The 15,887-nt window shown below is 55.1% G+C and carries 19 protein-coding genes and 2 tRNA genes; 9 read left to right on the top strand and 12 right to left on the bottom strand.

The features are described from left to right. Positions 1-146: 146 nt before the first annotated feature. The 6 genes from ABLX76_RS23450 to ABLX76_RS23425 all read right to left on the bottom strand — a co-directional run bounded on the left by ABLX76_RS23450 (position 147) and on the right by ABLX76_RS23425 (position 4,478). Positions 147-308, bottom strand: a complete 162-nt coding sequence (locus ABLX76_RS23450) for a DUF1328 family protein (RefSeq protein ID WP_002887716.1) — start codon at positions 306-308, stop codon at positions 147-149. Between the two features lie 129 nt (positions 309-437). Continuing rightward, positions 438-1,058, bottom strand: a complete 621-nt coding sequence (osmY, locus tag ABLX76_RS23445) for a molecular chaperone OsmY (RefSeq protein WP_017901234.1) — start codon at positions 1,056-1,058, stop codon at positions 438-440. A 219-nt stretch (positions 1,059-1,277) separates the two neighbouring features. After that, positions 1,278-2,867, bottom strand: coding sequence for a peptide chain release factor 3 (gene prfC, locus ABLX76_RS23440; protein ID WP_002887711.1), 1,590 nt, complete (start codon positions 2,865-2,867; stop codon positions 1,278-1,280). Between the two features lie 90 nt (positions 2,868-2,957). Beyond that, entirely contained in the window at positions 2,958-3,635 is a 678-nt protein-coding gene (gene yjjG, locus ABLX76_RS23435) for a pyrimidine 5'-nucleotidase (RefSeq protein WP_023291888.1), read from the bottom strand. A gap of 14 nt (positions 3,636-3,649) precedes the next feature. Beyond that, the gene (gene rimI, locus ABLX76_RS23430) at positions 3,650-4,096 is read right to left on the bottom strand and encodes a ribosomal protein S18-alanine N-acetyltransferase (RefSeq protein WP_023291887.1); all 447 of its coding nucleotides are present in this window, start codon (positions 4,094-4,096) and stop codon (positions 3,650-3,652) included. Then, a complete protein-coding gene (locus tag ABLX76_RS23425) occupies positions 4,065-4,478 on the bottom strand; it encodes a DNA polymerase III subunit psi (RefSeq protein ID WP_004886506.1) in 414 nt (137 codons plus the stop codon). Before ABLX76_RS23425 ends, rimI begins: the two co-directional genes overlap by 32 nt. 102 nt (positions 4,479-4,580) lie before the next feature. Here ABLX76_RS23425 and rsmC point away from each other — a divergent pair, with 102 nt between their 5' ends. The 3 genes from rsmC to ABLX76_RS23410 all read left to right on the top strand — a co-directional run bounded on the left by rsmC (position 4,581) and on the right by ABLX76_RS23410 (position 5,982). Further along, complete coding sequence (rsmC, locus tag ABLX76_RS23420) at positions 4,581-5,609, top strand: 16S rRNA (guanine(1207)-N(2))-methyltransferase RsmC (protein ID WP_348875362.1); 1,029 nt, start codon at positions 4,581-4,583, stop codon at positions 5,607-5,609. Positions 5,610-5,780: 171 nt separating this feature from the next. Then, positions 5,781-5,867 (top strand) — tRNA-Leu (locus tag ABLX76_RS23415). Between the two features lie 28 nt (positions 5,868-5,895). Next, positions 5,896-5,982 (top strand) — tRNA-Leu (locus tag ABLX76_RS23410). 21 nt (positions 5,983-6,003) lie between these two features. On the opposite strand, the gene ABLX76_RS23405 is transcribed toward ABLX76_RS23410, so the two are convergent. Continuing rightward, positions 6,004-6,243 carry a DUF1435 domain-containing protein gene (locus ABLX76_RS23405; RefSeq protein WP_101978478.1) on the bottom strand — a complete coding sequence of 80 codons (240 nt, stop codon included), beginning with the start codon at positions 6,241-6,243 and terminating at the stop codon, positions 6,004-6,006. A gap of 70 nt (positions 6,244-6,313) precedes the next feature. Between ABLX76_RS23405 and ABLX76_RS23400 the strand changes: the two genes are divergently transcribed. The 3 genes from ABLX76_RS23400 to fhuF all read left to right on the top strand — a co-directional run bounded on the left by ABLX76_RS23400 (position 6,314) and on the right by fhuF (position 8,449). Continuing rightward, positions 6,314-6,484, top strand: coding sequence for a hypothetical protein (locus tag ABLX76_RS23400; RefSeq protein ID WP_072096669.1), 171 nt, complete (start codon positions 6,314-6,316; stop codon positions 6,482-6,484). 23 nt (positions 6,485-6,507) lie between these two features. Then, complete coding sequence (locus ABLX76_RS23395; RefSeq protein WP_348875361.1) at positions 6,508-7,554, top strand: GGDEF domain-containing protein; 1,047 nt, start codon at positions 6,508-6,510, stop codon at positions 7,552-7,554. A gap of 106 nt (positions 7,555-7,660) precedes the next feature. Next, on the top strand, positions 7,661-8,449 hold the full coding sequence (gene fhuF / locus ABLX76_RS23390; RefSeq protein ID WP_241515714.1) for a siderophore-iron reductase FhuF: 789 nt from the start codon (positions 7,661-7,663) through the stop codon (positions 8,447-8,449). A 50-nt stretch (positions 8,450-8,499) separates the two neighbouring features. Here fhuF and ABLX76_RS23385 read toward each other — a convergent pair whose 3' ends face one another. Continuing rightward, positions 8,500-9,843, bottom strand: a complete 1,344-nt coding sequence (locus ABLX76_RS23385) for a PTS cellobiose transporter subunit IIC (RefSeq protein WP_002887650.1) — start codon at positions 9,841-9,843, stop codon at positions 8,500-8,502. 333 nt (positions 9,844-10,176) lie between these two features. Between ABLX76_RS23385 and ABLX76_RS23380 the strand changes: the two genes are divergently transcribed. Beyond that, positions 10,177-10,635, top strand: a complete 459-nt coding sequence (locus ABLX76_RS23380; protein ID WP_023291881.1) for a YbaK/EbsC family protein — start codon at positions 10,177-10,179, stop codon at positions 10,633-10,635. 5 nt (positions 10,636-10,640) lie between these two features. On the opposite strand, the gene bglJ is transcribed toward ABLX76_RS23380, so the two are convergent. The 4 genes from bglJ to pobA all read right to left on the bottom strand — a co-directional run bounded on the left by bglJ (position 10,641) and on the right by pobA (position 14,344). Next, positions 10,641-11,315 carry a DNA-binding transcriptional activator BglJ gene (gene bglJ, locus ABLX76_RS23375; RefSeq protein WP_348875360.1) on the bottom strand — a complete coding sequence of 225 codons (675 nt, stop codon included), beginning with the start codon at positions 11,313-11,315 and terminating at the stop codon, positions 10,641-10,643. Continuing rightward, the gene (locus tag ABLX76_RS23370) at positions 11,276-11,998 is read right to left on the bottom strand and encodes a LuxR C-terminal-related transcriptional regulator (protein WP_044525327.1); all 723 of its coding nucleotides are present in this window, start codon (positions 11,996-11,998) and stop codon (positions 11,276-11,278) included. Before ABLX76_RS23370 ends, bglJ begins: the two co-directional genes overlap by 40 nt. 263 nt (positions 11,999-12,261) lie before the next feature. Then, complete coding sequence (locus tag ABLX76_RS23365) at positions 12,262-13,143, bottom strand: helix-turn-helix domain-containing protein (RefSeq protein WP_023291878.1); 882 nt, start codon at positions 13,141-13,143, stop codon at positions 12,262-12,264. 16 nt (positions 13,144-13,159) lie between these two features. Further along, complete coding sequence (pobA, locus tag ABLX76_RS23360; RefSeq protein WP_172740220.1) at positions 13,160-14,344, bottom strand: 4-hydroxybenzoate 3-monooxygenase; 1,185 nt, start codon at positions 14,342-14,344, stop codon at positions 13,160-13,162. Positions 14,345-14,624: 280 nt separating this feature from the next. Here pobA and ABLX76_RS23355 point away from each other — a divergent pair, with 280 nt between their 5' ends. Both ABLX76_RS23355 and ABLX76_RS23350 read left to right on the top strand, forming a co-directional pair. Beyond that, positions 14,625-15,401, top strand: coding sequence for a threonine/serine exporter ThrE family protein (locus ABLX76_RS23355; RefSeq protein WP_004886474.1), 777 nt, complete (start codon positions 14,625-14,627; stop codon positions 15,399-15,401). Beyond that, positions 15,392-15,865: a threonine/serine exporter gene (locus tag ABLX76_RS23350; protein WP_004886472.1), complete on the top strand. Its 474-nt coding sequence runs from the start codon at positions 15,392-15,394 to the stop codon at positions 15,863-15,865. Before ABLX76_RS23355 ends, ABLX76_RS23350 begins: the two co-directional genes overlap by 10 nt. Positions 15,866-15,887: the final 22 nt, after the last annotated feature.

Here is a 15,887-nt window from a genome sequence, read left to right as displayed (position 1 = left end):
TCCTGTTCGATTAGTCTTCTCCTGACAAGGTAACGCAATTTGCCCATCGCTTAAACCGCGAAAGCCAGTCCGCAGGACTGGCTTTGTGTAAGACGACGTGTCAGTAAAAACGCTCAGGCTTCAGCATCGCCCGGATTGTTGTCCCTCTACGGACGTCTGCGTCCTGTAAACAGGCTCACCAGGAACAGGATGATCCCGACGACAAAGACGATTTTCGCGGCGCCAGCGGCAGTACCCGCCAGACCACCAAAGCCCAGGGCCGCAGCAATTAATGCAATGACCAGAAAAATAATTCCCCATCGAAACATACTTTTCTCCTTACCATAATGGACGGTGAACAGCGGTTTGCGCACCCTTTCTGGAAAGCTCATCGCTCAGTGGGTGCTGCTATTCGTTCGGCAACCTTGGCCAGACAACACTTTTGTTAATAACTCGATTTACTTCACGCTAAGATCGTTGCGGACGCTTTTCACACCGGAAACCGCTTTCGCAATCTCTGCGGCGCGTTCAGCCTGCGCCGCGGAAGCCACCGTACCGGTCAGATGCACTGCGCCGGCGTTAGTTTCGACTTTCACATTGCGCGAAGGGACAATGTCATCCGCCAGCAGCTTAGCCTTCACTTCGCTGGTAATAGCGGTGTCCCCGGCATAGCCTTTCAGCGTCGCCGTCTCACTCGACGATTTGTGCTGCACCGTCAGCTTGTCGTTGACCTGAGAGACGCCTTCGACCGCTTTTGCCACGCTCAGCGCCTGACTTTTCTGTTCAGCACTGGTGACGTCGCCGCTGAGGGTGACCACTTTGTTTTCCGTTTTCACCGAAATATCGCCGGAGTTAATATCTTTATGGTCGATCAGCGCCGCCTTTACCCGTGCGGTAATGGTGCTGTCGTCCATAAAATCGCCGACTTTATTAATCGAATTGTCTACCGCCTCTCCCGCATTGCTGGCAGCAGACTTCGCACTGTCTACCGTTGTTTTTTCCGTCTCTGCCGAGGCGTTCAACGCGGCTAAGCCTAAGAAGAGCGCCAGCAACATATTGGCATTCTTTAGTCTGGTCATCGTGATGTCCTCGTTTTTTCACCAGCGCTGGCGTCTTATCGCAGTGAATTACGCCAGCATTTTTAAAAACACGAATTAAATATAGTAGACAGGCGAAGGGGTTGCGGAGGATATGGATAAAAAACAGACGAATTAGCGGCGTTTTAAGAACTTTCCAGAAGGAGGGAAGCGCGGGCGGAAGAAGAAAAAAGCGCGGCCTGCGCCGCGCTTCGTCAGGGATTAGTGCTCGCGCGTTTTGCGGAACACCACGTCAGGATAACGCTCCTGCGTCAGGTTCAGGTTGACCATCGTCGGGGCGATGTAGGTCAGGTTATCGCCGCCATCCAGCGCCAGCTGAACTTCGTTTTTACGTTTGAACTCTTCGAATTTCTTCACGTCAGTGGATTCAACCCAGCGCGCGGTGGCCACGTTGACCGATTCGTAAATCGCTTCCACGTTGTATTCGCTTTTCAGGCGCGCCACGACGACGTCAAACTGCAGCACACCCACGGCGCCGACGATCAGATCGTTATTGGCGATCGGACGGAAGACCTGCACCGCGCCCTCTTCAGAGAGCTGAACCAGCCCTTTCAGCAGCTGTTTCTGCTTCAGCGGATCCTTCAGGCGAATACGACGGAACAGTTCCGGTGCGAAGTTCGGAATACCGGTGAACTTCATCATCTCGCCCTGGGTGAAGGTATCGCCAATCTGAATGGTGCCGTGGTTATGCAGGCCGATGATATCCCCAGGATAGGCTTCTTCAACGTGCGAACGGTCGCCGGCCATAAAGGTCAGCGCGTCGGAGATCACCACGTCTTTACCGATGCGCACCTGACGCAGCTTCATGCCTTTCTCATATTTACCTGACACCACGCGCATGAAAGCCACGCGGTCGCGGTGTTTCGGGTCCATATTGGCCTGAATTTTAAACACGAAGCCGGTGAACTTCTCTTCCGTCGCGGTGACTTCACGGGTGTCGGTGTTACGCGGCATCGGCGCCGGCGCCCACTCCACCAGGCCATCCAGCATATGGTCAACGCCGAAGTTACCTAACGCGGTTCCGAAGAACACCGGGGTGATTTCCCCGGCCAGGAACAGATCTTTATCGAACTCGTTCGACGCGCCCTGCACCAGCTCCAGCTCGTCGCGCAGCTGCTGCGCCAGATCTTCCCCCACCGCCGCGTCGAGATCCGGGTTGTTGAGCCCCTTCACGATGCGCACTTCCTGGATGGTATGGCCTTTACCGGTCTGATACAGGTAGGTTTCATCTTTGTAGAGATGATAGACGCCCTTGAACAGCTTACCGCAGCCGATAGGCCAGGTAATCGGCGCGCAGCCGATTTTCAGCTCGTTCTCCACTTCATCCAGCAGCTCCATCGGATCGCGGATATCACGGTCGAGTTTGTTCATAAAGGTGAGGATCGGCGTATCGCGCAGACGGGTGACTTCCATCAGCTTACGGGTCCGATCTTCGACGCCTTTTGCCGCGTCAATCACCATCAGGCAGCAGTCCACCGCCGTCAGGGTACGGTAGGTATCTTCCGAGAAGTCTTCGTGCCCCGGGGTATCCAGCAGGTTCACCAGACAGTCATGATAGGGGAACTGCATCACCGAGGTGGTGATCGAGATACCACGCTGCTTTTCCATTTCCATCCAGTCGGATTTCGCGTGCTGGCTGGAGCCACGACCTTTTACGGTACCGGCGGTCTGAATCGCCTGTCCGAACAGCAGCACCTTTTCGGTGATGGTGGTCTTACCGGCATCCGGGTGAGAAATAATGGCAAAAGTGCGGCGTTTGGCCACCTCTTGCAGATAAGGAGACAACGTCATAATTAATCTTCTAAGTAAACGCGGCCATGAGCCACGCATGTGGAATACGAAAAATTGCGGCTATTTTACCCATCAACGGGGGGGAGGCAATCAGTGTTTACACAGGAGCTGCTCCAGTTCGCTTAACGAGGTCACCGTCCAGTCCGGCTCGAGGTCCGCCGGCAGCTCGCGCTGATGCGCATTGAGCCAGCAGGTCGCCAGTCCGGCATTCACGCCGCCGCGAATATCCGACTCGGCGGTATCGCCGACCATCAGCACCCGCGAGCGCGGTGGGTTACCCGCCTGCGCCAGCGCGTAATCGAAAATGCGCGCGTCCGGTTTGGCGACGCCCACTTCTTCAGAAATAATCAGCAAATCAAAGTGATCGCGTAAACCGGTCCGCTCCAGACGAGTCTGCTGCAGCGAGGTAAAGCCGTTGGTGATGATGCCCATCTTGACCTTGCCCTGCAGCGCGTTGAGCAGAGAGACCGCGCCCGGCAGCGGCGCACAGATTTCCGCCATCGCATTCATAAACGCGTCGTTGAGTTCCCCCGGCGGCACATTCAAACGTTCCGCCCAGCTGTCAAAGCGCTGGTGCTGCAGCTGCAGCGAGGTGATGGCGCCGTTCTGGTAATCCACCCATAGCGGCTTATTCACGGCCTGATAGTCCTGAAAATCTTCGGCGGTAAAGGTCACGCTGTAGTCGAGAAACATCCGCTGCAAGCCGCTGAAAGAATCAAACGTAAACAGCGTTTCATCGGCATCAAAGAAAATCCAGTCCCATTTCATCGTATCACCTTGTCTTACATACTGATTGGCAGAGCCATAATAATGGCGTCTTCGCGCCCGTCGGCCGTCGGGTAGTAGTTGCGGCGAATCGTCGCCTCATTGAAGCCTAAGCTTTCATACAGCGCGATAGCGGCAACGTTGGAGGCGCGTACCTCCAGCCATAGCGTGACGACGCCGAGCCTTTCGACTTCGTCAATGACGTGTTCCAGCAGCGCTCGCCCCAGGCCACGGCGCTGGTAAGCGGGATCGACCGCGATATTGAACAACGTCGCCTCATCCAGCACCACTTGCGTAATGGCGAACGCCGCCATTTCGCCATCCACCGACAGCTGATAGTTGCGATAGCGTTCCCCCTGGTTACTGGCCAGGGTCTGTTCGCTCCACGGGAAAGCGTGGGCGCGGGTTTCGATTTGCCAGGCTCGGGTTAAATCAGCCGTGCTGAGGGTAGAAATCGTGTTCATGTGCGCAGATTTGTTGCCAGAGCGCCCTGCGAGCCGGCGCGCTGGTCTGAAGTTCATCAAAAGCGGGGGTGGACACCTGGGCGCCCGCCAGCGGCAGCGACGCCTCTGTGCCCAACCGCCAGCTGTTGCAGCGGCTGTCCTGCGGCAGCATCGCCACCCGCTCCGGGGTCAGCTGCAGGACCTGATCTGGCGTCACGGCCAGCGCGCGCAATACGTCGCCAATCAGCGGCTCTGTCAGCGACGGCGGGGTTTCCGCCACCATCACCAGACGAATATGTTCAGGAAGCGAGATAGCGATTTCGCCCTGCAACGCCCCCGGTCGGCGCAGCGACCACTGGGTAATGCCCAGCTGCTGTAGTTGCCAGTCTCGTCGGGATGTCATAGCGAAACACTCCTGTTAAACAAGCGCGCAATATAGCAAATCCGTCGTATCTGCGCCAACAAACTACTATAATCGGCGCCAGTCTTAATGAAGGAGTGTTTCATGTCCGCTTTTACCCCGGCAAGTGAAGTCTTGCTGCGCCACAGTGATGATTTCGAGTCCGCCCGCGTTCTGTTTGCCGGTGACCTGCAGGATGACCTGCCTGCGCGTCTGGATACCGCGGCCAGCCGCGCCCACACCCAACAGTTCCACCACTGGCAGGTCCTCAACCGCCAGATGGGAGACACCGTCCGTTTTAGCTTAGTGGCTGAGGCCGCTGACGTCGCCGAATGCGACACCCTGATCTACTACTGGCCAAAAAATAAACCAGAGGCACAGTTCCAGCTGATGAACCTGCTCTCTCTGCTGCCGGTGGGAAGCGACATTTTCGTCGTCGGTGAAAACCGCAGCGGCGTCCGCAGCGCGGAGCAGATGCTGGCTGAATACGCGCCATTAAACAAAGTGGATAGCGCCCGCCGCTGTGGCCTCTATCATGGCCGACTGGAAAAGCAGCCCGCCTTCGACGCCGATGCCTTCTGGGGCGAATACACACTGGATATTCTGACGATTAAAACCCTGCCTGGCGTCTTTAGTCGCGACGGGCTGGACGTCGGCAGCCAGCTGCTGCTCTCCACCCTCGAGCCGCATACCAAAGGGAAAGTGCTGGACGTCGGCTGCGGCGCAGGCGTGCTGGCCGCCGCGCTGGCCAGCCATTCGCCGAAAGTGCGCCTGACCCTGTGCGACGTCAGCGCCCCTGCGGTCGAAGCCAGCCGCGCGACGCTTGCCGCCAACGGCCTGGCTGGCGATGTGTTTGCCAGCAACGTCTTCTCCGAGGTCAATGGTCGCTTCGACATGATCATCTCCAACCCGCCATTCCATGACGGGCTGCAGACCAGCCTCGAAGCCGCCCAGGCGCTGATCCGCGGCGCGGTTCGCCATCTGAACAGCGGCGGCGAGCTGCGCATTGTCGCCAACGCCTTCCTGCCGTATCCCCAGGTGCTGGATGAGACGTTCGGCTTCCATGAGGTGATCGCCCAGACCGGACGTTTTAAGGTCTATCGCACCATCATGACCCGTCAGGCGAAAAAATAGTCGCCTTCTCACGCCGGCGGCCCGTTTCTGGTACCGCTGGCGCTTCCTGCGGGCAAATCCGCCCATTTTTGCAGCAATCGATACAACCTGCATAATTAACTATTGACGTGTCGCCGAAAACCACTAGAATGCGCCTCCGTGGTAACGATACTTTCATAGTGTCGATGGTATGCGAAGGTGGCGGAATTGGTAGACGCGCTAGCTTCAGGTGTTAGTGTCCTTACGGACGTGGGGGTTCAAGTCCCCCCCCTCGCACCATAATCCACGAAGATATTGCTCGCACTGGGCGAAGGTGGCGGAATTGGTAGACGCGCTAGCTTCAGGTGTTAGTGTCCTTACGGACGTGGGGGTTCAAGTCCCCCCCCTCGCACCAATATTCTTCCCTCTCCCGGCGTTACCCCCTCAGTTTGATATCCACAAGCATCAGCATTATTCCACCAATCAGTGCAACGCACGATGGCAGCAGAATAAAATGGCGCAGTTGACGATGCCATATCATCGCCGCGGACATCAGCATGCCCACCGCGACCAGCGTCCGCCATACGTCAGCCGACACCCCGGCATACCCGAGAGCGACAATCAGCGCGCCGGGAACGATGACTCCCCAACCGCTTCCTAATGCTCGCTGCAGCATGGTTTCACCTCTCACAACGATAATGATAACCAATATCATATGATAACTTTTATCATTTGTCATTTGCGATGTGCTCTGCGCCTTATTCTTTACGTTCGCGGTAATGACATACATTCATGAAGGTGATAAATTAAGCGGATTATCGATATATATTAAATATTTTTCTTATTTTGCAAATAACCTTTTTTTGCACATTGTTATCAGACTCTTCATTTTTGGCTTTCATCATTTTGAAATTTAACGACTAATAATGATTCTTCCGATATGACTGCACAAACCTGGCGAGCACACTACGCACAAAAATATCAATATTCCTTACGGCTTTTTTTACTGCTTAATTTCATTTCATCCTCTCTGTCGCTGGTCACCCCCCTATTTACGGTAGTTCGTTTTACGCTGCCTTGCGCCCTGATCGTGGCCTGCAGCGGGTTGCTGCTGCTCTGGCACTGGAAATGGCCGCAATCGAAAATAAATATTCCCGCTATCTCGTTGTTATTTGGCATGCTATGGGCATGGCACGTAGCGACAAAGGCGATGCTATTGACACCGCCGCATTTTAACTATCTGGTGATCGCCCTATTAAGCATTCTGTTTATCGGCACCATCGCTTTTTCCAATAATATCACTGCCTTTACCCTCCACTCTTTACCGACTTTCCTTGCCTGCCTGATAATGGCGGAGGGGGAACAATGGTTGCGCATGACTTACTGTTTTATGCTGCCTATTGCCGGTATTACCCTGCAAAATATTATCCAGAAGCGCAGCGATGCCTTCACACAAGGATTAATGGATAAACTCATGCAGGAACGCAACACCCTCAACGATCTCAGTATGCTGGATCCTCTGACCGGTTTGTATAACCGCCGCGGACTGCAGAATCGCCTCGATACCCTGCTGGCGCTGGACGGCGACAACCACTTCGTGCTGCTCCTCGATATCGATCATTTCAAAGCCTATAACGATCACTATGGTCATATGATGGGCGACCAGGCGCTCATTCGCGTCTCTGCTGCTATTCGCAACGCCGTACGCTCGCGCGATATTGTCGCCCGCTTTGGCGGAGAGGAGTTTATGGTGCTGCTGACCAACAGCAGCGAAGAAACGGCCTGGCAGGCTGCCGAACGTATTCGGCAGCGGGTCTATGACCTGAAAATCCCGCATATGTTTAATGAAAGCGTCGCCACCAACGTGACCATCAGTATTGGCCTGACGCCGCTCATTGATGACAATATTGAGCAAGCGCTGGCGCGCGCCGACGGCGCACTCTATGACGCTAAGAATAAAGGCCGCAACATTATTCTGGCCAGTTAACCTGCGCGCGCCGCGGCATCGTGGCGCCGACAAAATTCTTGCCATGCCGCCTGCAAACAACTAATATCAGGAATCATTATCATTTAGATTTGTATCTGGAAATCGAATGGCCTGGCGTTCCCTTCCTCTCAGCGATGAACTTATCTGGCGGGCCCCTTTGCCGACGGCTGAGCGCGCCCTGGCGGAGAGTATTCGGGAAAAAATCGCCACCCTTCGCCCCCATCTGCTCGATTTCCTGCGCCTGGATGAATCCGCTCCAGGGCACGCTTTGACGCTTGCCGAGTGGTCGCAACCCACCGCCTTACGCTCTCTGCTGGCCACTTATTCCGATCATATCTATCGTCATCAGCCAACGCTGACACGGGAAGCAAAACCTCTGCTCTCGCTCTGGGCGCAATGGTATATCGGTCTGCTGGTGCCGCCGCTGATGCTGGCGTTGCTCAATGAACCACAGGGTCTCAGCCTGGCGCCGGAACATTTCCACGTCGAATTTCACGAAAGCGGCAGGGCGGCCTGTTTCTGGATTGATGTCCATAGCGATGCCGGTATTGAGAGACTGTCACCGCTGTCGCGAATGGATGCCCTGGTGACGCGCACCCTGCAGCCGGTTATTGAGGCGCTGGAAGCCACGGGCGAGATCAATGGCAAACTTATCTGGAGCAATACTGGCTATCTGATTAACTGGTATCTTGGGGAAATGCGCGCGCTGTTGGGGGATGAGCAGCTTGCCGCCCTGCGCCAGCACTGTTTCTTCGAAAAACAACTCGCCGATGGTCAGGATAACCCACTATGGCGAACGGTTGTGCTGCGTGAAGGACAGTTAGTCCGACGCACCTGCTGCCAGCGCTATCGCCTGCCGGACGTCCAACAGTGCGGCGACTGCACGTTAAAATAACGCCCTGTCTACAATAAGCAACGGGCGGCCTGTGGCCGCCCGGTCACTATTTATGCGGTCTGCTGACTCTCCTGCTCCGCCCGTTCAGCCTCTTCCGCTTCCTGAGCAAGCAGTTGCTTCTCATATACCTTAAAGAACGGGAAGTAGATAATCGCCGACACGCAGGCCAGAACGATGACCAGAATCGCCGCCCGGAAATCCCAGCCCAGCGCCCAGGCACCGCCAATCGGCGCCGGCGCCGTCCACGGTACCACGGAGATGACGCGGCCAATCAGATCCAGCTTCATTGCCGCCCAGGCCAACACCGCATTCACCATCGGCGCCAGCAGGAACGGAATAAAGAACACCGGGTTCATGACGATAGGCGTCCCAAATATGACCGGCTCGTTAATGTTAAACAGGCTTGGCACCACGCTTAAACGCCCAATGGAGCGCAAATGCGCTGAGCGGCTGCGCAGATAGCAGAACACCAGCCCCATGGTGGCACCGGAACCTCCGACCACGATAAAGAAGGTCCAGAACGCCTCCATAAAAATATGCGGCAGAGGCGCGCCCTGGGCCAGCGCCTGCTGATTCATACCGAGGTTGGTCAGCCAGAACATCTGCAGCATCCCGGAAACGATCGCCGCACCGTGGATCCCGGCAAACCACAGCAGGTGGCCGATGAGGACCGCCAGCAGGATCGCCGGCAGGGAATCGGCTGCCGAAACCAGCGGTTTAAAAATTGCCATAATGGCCTGCGGGATCAGCATGTCAAAATGGTGCTGAATAAACAGGCTCAGCGGATAGAGCGTCAGCACAACCACCAGCACCGGGATCAACAGATCAAAGGAATTTTTGATCATCGGTGGGACCTGATCCGGTAGACGGATACCGATATTATGCGCCTTGAGAAAACGCATCATCTCCACACAGTAGATCGCCACCAGAATGGCGGTAAAGATCCCTGTTCCGCCAAGGCTGTCCACCGGCAGCGTGCCATTCGTCTTCGGCGCGGCAATCAGTAAAAAGGCCATGATCGACAGCATCGCGCACATAAAGGGATCGAGCTGATTGGATTTCTCGTAGTGCTTACCGAGGTTGTAAGAGATTGCCGCGCAGATGTAGATCGACATGATCCCCATCGTCATATCAAAGGGGGTCAGAATGCGCCCCTCAAACTCTTTTGCCAGATCCAGCCAGGCGCGGGCAAAACCCCAGGTGGTGTCCGGGGAGAAAGGAGGATAAGCAAACACCAGCAGGAACGATCCGACGATCATAAACGGCATCGCGGAGATAAAACCGTCACGGATAGCCATGACGTGACGCTGCGATGAGATCCGCCCTGCTATGGGGCTTATGTAATTTTCTACAAAGCGAAATATCAAATTAAACGCAGCATGGTTAGCAGACATAGTAGCCCTCCTGACAGGCTATTGATACTGGCCCAACAACGATTACCCTGCCGTTACGATGACCGCTTATTGATGCAGCAGGCCGCGGGTGGATTACCGGCTATACTGCCCATAACACAACGATTCATACACGGCTCTTTTGTTATAAATAAAAGGAGAAGTGACTGTTCCAGTATTCATCTCAATGCAGATAACCGCAACCGGTTACTGTAACCGGTTACGGTGAATGTGAAGGAGATCGACAAAATAGAAAGAATCTGGATTGTCCGCGCTGATATTTACACTCCGCCAGGCTTGTGACAGATTTAACCAGCCTTAAATCAGGAGAATCCAATGAGTCTGCAGTCTGTACGGCAGTTTTTTGCCGAACACGCCCCCGATATCGAAATTATTGAGTTAAACCAGAGTACCGCCACTGTGGCGCTTGCCGCTGCCGCGCACAACGTTGAGCCGGGACAAATAGCCAAAACGCTGTCGCTCAAGATCAAAGATAAGATTGTACTGATCGTCGCCAGGGGCGATGCGCGGCTGGATAATAAAAAGCTGAAAGAGACCTTTGGCGCAAAAGCGCGTATGTTGAGCAGCGACGAGGTGGTAACCTGGACCGGCCATCCGGTTGGCGGCGTGTGCCCGTTTGGTCTGGAAAATCCGCTGGCCGTCTTCTGTGACGTCTCGCTCAGGCACTATCAGGAGGTGCTACCCGCAGCGGGAGCTATTCACAGCGCCGTTCGCATTGAACCAGAACGAATGGCGCAGCTCACCGATGCAACATGGGTAGACGTATGCATATAGCCGCGTTATGCCACCTGTTTAACGGCGCTGGTCGGGCCGCTTATCGGTAAATGCAGCAAGATATCCGCCGCGTTTAATAAACCAATGTCAGAGCGAACCCCGAGCTTGGTCATGGCGTTGAATTTATGCGCGCGGATGGTTTTAATGTTCCGGTTCAGCTGCACCGCAATTTCCGCAAGCGAATATCCCCACGACATATACCGAAGAATGGCGTGCTCCGTTGGGCTTAGCGGATCGTTGCATGCCTCTCTGCCGCAAAAGTGCTCTTTGCCGGCGAGGGAATGATTATCCAGCAGCTGTAACAAATGCTCCTGCAATCCGCGTCGCGGCGCGGATTTATTTAATATACCCTGCAGGCAGGCCGGCATTAAATGGCCGATCAGACGCATTTCGCTTTCATTATTAGCCAGAATAATCGTTTGTACTTCCGGTCGGATCCTCGCCATTTCGTGAAGAAAAAGCAGGCTCTCGGCTCTGGACGAACGACTCCCCGAAAGTGAAAAGATGATTGCTGACCATGGGAACGACGTTTCCATCGCCCTGAGCAAATTGATATTTTTAAAAAAATGAATGCGGTATTGGCTGCTCTCTTCACGGCTAAAGGTATAGCGCCAGGCCATTTCCGTCATCACACATTTTTCTACGATGGCGACATGACGGGTTGTGCTATTTTTTTCCATTCCATTTGTTCCCCGTAAGCTGAATTGATATTCAGCTCTTGCATTCCCTGCGCACTGTTGATCCAGGCATACATTTCAGCGTTGCTGCGTAGCGATAAACGACGCATTGCGCTATTTTTCTGCGCGCTAATCGTCTTATTACTCTTTTTCAACAGCGCGGCGATCTGGTTAATTCCCCATCCCTTCGCCAGAAGGCGCAGAACTTTCCGCTCTGACAGGGTCAGCATCGCCGCTGAGTGGTAGCTAGCGAAATCGCTGTCCACATCCCCGGTAAACAACGTACGGCTAATCTGCTCAGCCGCACGGCTACCGGCGCAAATCACCTCAATCAGCCGGTCAACCGGCTCGTTCTCTGAGATCAGCGAGCTTTCGGGACGAATTAAAAGCTCAACGGCTAATGGATAGAGGCTGTCGCTGACCATAAAAACCCAGTGAATATCTCGATACTGGGTCATGAGGGAGTAATAACGCTCGCAGACGGCCCGGGGCTGCGCAATCTCGCCGGAGATATCCGCAACGACCAGCACCGCTCGCCGCAGTTGTAAAAGGGTGAGCTCATCATGAGTGCGGCAAAAACTGAGTTCGTAATCCGGGAGGTTCTCATTGAAGATCACCTTTAACCCTGACTGCATGACGGGGATTTTACTAATAACGACGCCAAACTTACCTTGTCCTGGTAACATAACACCTCCGCTTCCTGTCGAAGTTTCTTCGCTTGCCCGCAAACGATCGGCGAGTGACTCGATCGCCATACCATTTACTGGATGAATATTAAAAGCATATTCATGGCCCGCGTACACGATATACTGCATGACCGAACCGTGGTCATATCAAGTAAATATTATTCCTGTGTATACTTGCGATGAATATTAGCACAGACGCCCTGCGCTAATAAATTAGAAAAGATAAAACCATTATTTAGCAAAAATAATTTCAGGCATGAACATTATGAAGCATTCTCTTTAATTGCTTCTCTAAATGCTTTAGGCGACATACCGCTATAGCGGCGGAAAAAGCGAGAAAAATAGGCGGCGTCGCTAAAGCCCAAATAATCAGAGAGTTGCGTTATCGTCATGCGGGTGTATTGCAGATTACGCCGCGCCTCAAGCATCAGTCGCTGATGCAATACCCCAAGGGCGCTACAGCCATAGAACTCGCGACATAAATAGTTTAAATGCGTGACCGACAGCCCAATCAACTTCGCATACTCCGCCAGCGGGAGGTGCTGCCGGTAGTGGCTCTCAATAAGCCGGGAAAAATGACGCATCATACTGCGCTTTCGCTCCGCTTTATCTTCCGCGGGCGGTGCGGGGCGGCACTGCCGGTTCAGCCAGGCCAGCAGCGTCCCCAGCAGCGAATAAAGCATCATTTCCCGGGCATCATGATCGGCACTGTACTCCTCGCGAAGCGCTGAAAACAGCGTATGCATACGCCCCCGGGAACGCCCCACCGGCAGACACTGCGCAACGCTAAGCACATCCAGCGGTCGGCCGAACTGATTTTCAAAACGGCTCAGCAGCGGCAGCGCCAGGGAGAGCACAAATCCGTGCGTTCCGGGTGAGAAATGAAAGCCATGAATGCAGAGGGCGGGCACCACCTGGATGCAGGACTCCGTCATCACCGAGGTGGTGCCTTCAATTTCGATCTCCGCCCGACCTTTGTGCAGATAGAGGAGCTGGACCATTTCGGCATGCTGGTGGACGCGAATATGCCACTGATACAGGCTGCTGCGCTGCAAAATCGACTCGCAGTGCAGCAGGTCCGGCGTCGGCCAGCCGCGCTCCTCGCCATACAGCTTAAATACCGGAACAGTTTGGACGGGGGGCATAGTGACTCCTGTTCAGTCAGACGACACGCTCCATGGGCAGGCCCACGTAGTTTTCCGCGATAGTGGTCAGCCCGGCGCGCGAGCCCAGATAGTAGCGGCGATCGGCCGCCTGCATTTTGGCGTCGAACTCGCTCTGCTGCGGAAAATCGTGCAGCAGGCGGGTCATGAACCAGCTAAAGCGTTCCCCTTTCCAGACCCGATCCAGCGCCAGTCGCGAATAGGTCGCCAGCAGATCGCTCCGGCCGTGATGGTAGTATTCACGCAGGATCCGCCACAGATAGTTCACGTCCGATGCCGCCAGGTTCAACCCTTTAGCGCCGGTCGGCGGTACGATATGCGCGGCATCCCCCACCAGGAACAATCGCCCATATTGCATTGGCTCGACGACGAAGCTGCGCAAGGGAGCGATGCTTTTCTCAAGTGAGTGACCAGTCACTAACTTTGATGACAGATCCTCCGGCAATCGGCATTTCAACTCCTGCCAGAAGCGTTCATCCGACCAGTCCTCCACCTTATCGCTCAGCGGAACCTGCAGATAGTAGCGGCTGCGAGTAAGTGAGCGCTGACTACATAAAACGAATCCCCGCTGATGATGCGCATAGATCAGCTCCGGATTGACCGGCGGCGTATCCGCCAGCAAGCCTAACCAGCCGAACGGCCAGATGCTCTCGTAAGTCTTGAGGATGTCAGCGGGAATACTTTGCCGCGACACGCCATGGAACCCGTCGCAACCGGCGATAAAGTCACACTCCAGGCGGCAGAATTCACCTTCGCTAAGATAGGTGATCGTCGGCCGGTCGCTTTTTGCGTCATGGATAGTCACTTCGCTGACGCCGTACACGATCGGCGCGTCGCTGGCGGCCCGGGCAGCCATCAGATCGCGGGTCACTTCAGTCTGGCCGTAAACCATCACGCTCTTGCCGTCGGTCAGCTCGCTCAGTGAGACGGGCACCCGCTGGCCGTCAAAGAGAAACTCCACCCCATGATGCACCAGGCCTTCGACATCCATCCGCTGCGCCACGCCCGCTTCACGGAGCAGATCGACGGTACCGCTTTCCAGAATTCCCGCACGGATGCGCCCCAGCACATACTGCGGCGTTTGACGCTCAAGAATGACCGTGTGGATCCCGGCGTTGTGCAGTAGCTGCCCCAGCAGCAGCCCGGAAGGGCCAGCGCCAATAATCGCGACCTGTGTTTTCATAGGATTGTCTCACTTTTGCAGGGTTAATTATTTGTATAATTTTTGTTTAATAAAAGTGCTTTCCTGCATTTTTGATAAGTCAGACGGGAAAAAGAAGGGATGAATGGCGACAAAAATTGCACTTTTCACCAAACTGGCAAAAGTGTGGGACGATTCAAATTCCGCCACCCCGGCGGACGGGAGATTTTTGCACATTATTTGATCCCACCCCCCTCAGCCGCCCCGGCGCTTCAGGTTAAAGTATCGGCAGATACCAGGCGTCGCGGACAGCAGAGGAAATATGCAGGTTGATCGGGCACAGCAGCGGGCAATCACACGATTATGCATCCAGTGTGGTCTTTTTTTGTTACAGCACGGCGCCGAAAGCGCGCTGGTGGAAGAGCTTTCAACGCGTCTCGGGCTGGCGCTGGGGATGGACAGCGTCGAAAGCGCCATCTCCTCCAACGCTATCGTCCTGACCACCATTAAGGATGGCGAATGTCTTACCTCAACGCGTAAGAATGTCGACCGCGGCATTAATATGCATGTGGTGACGGAAGTGCAGCATATCGTGATCCTCGCCGAGCATAAGCTGCTGGACTATCGCGACGTCGAGAAGCGCTTCGCGCAGATTAGGCCCCTGCGCTATCCCCGCTGGTTGCTGGTGATCATGGTGGGCCTCTCCTGCGCTTGTTTCTGTAAACTGAATAACGGCGGCTGGGATGGAGCGCTGGTCAGCTTCTGCGCCAGCACGGTGGCCATGTACATTCGCCAGGTGCTGACCCACCGTTCTATGCATCCGCAGATCAACTTCTGCATCACCGCCTTTGTGGCCACCACGATCTCCGGGCTACTGCTGCGCCTCCCGACCTTTGCCAGCACCCCGACCATTGCCATGGCCGCCAGCGTCCTGCTGCTGGTCCCGGGCTTTCCGCTGATCAATGCCGTCGCCGATATGTTTAAAGGGCATATAAATACTGGCCTCGCCCGCTGGGCGATCGCCAGCCTGTTAACCCTTGCCACCTGCATTGGCGTAGTGATGGCAATGACCGTATGGGGGCTGCGGGGATGGGCATAATTTCGTTTATTTTCGCGCTGGCGGAAGACATGCTGCTGGCGGCGATCCCTGCCGTCGGGTTTGCGATGGTCTTTAATGTCCCGCAGCGCGCCCTGCGCTGGTGCGCGCTGCTGGGAGCCATCGGCCATGGTTCGCGCATGGTCATGATGAGCGCTGGTTTTAACATTGAATGGGCCACGTTTCTCGCCGCCCTGCTGGTGGGCTGCATCGGCATCCAGTGGTCGCGCTGGTATCTGGCGCATCCGAAGATTTTTACCGTCGCCGCCGTGATCCCGATGTTTCCCGGTATTTCCGCTTACACCGCGATGATCTCCGCGGTAAAAATCAGCCATTTTGGCTATTCTGAAGAGATGATGATTTTGCTGCTGAGCAATTTTTTAAAGGCCTCTTCGATCGTGGGCGCCCTCTCCATTGGCCTGTCGATACCCGGTCTGTGGCTGTATCGTAAGCGCCCCCGCGTCTAACCCCGGCGTCGCGGCAGAGCCG

The sequence above is a fragment of the Klebsiella sp. JB_Kp004 genome (assembly GCF_040065795.1).
Taxonomy (GTDB): domain Bacteria; phylum Pseudomonadota; class Gammaproteobacteria; order Enterobacterales; family Enterobacteriaceae; genus Klebsiella; species Klebsiella quasipneumoniae.
This window is presented reverse-complemented; position numbering and strand designations above follow the sequence as displayed.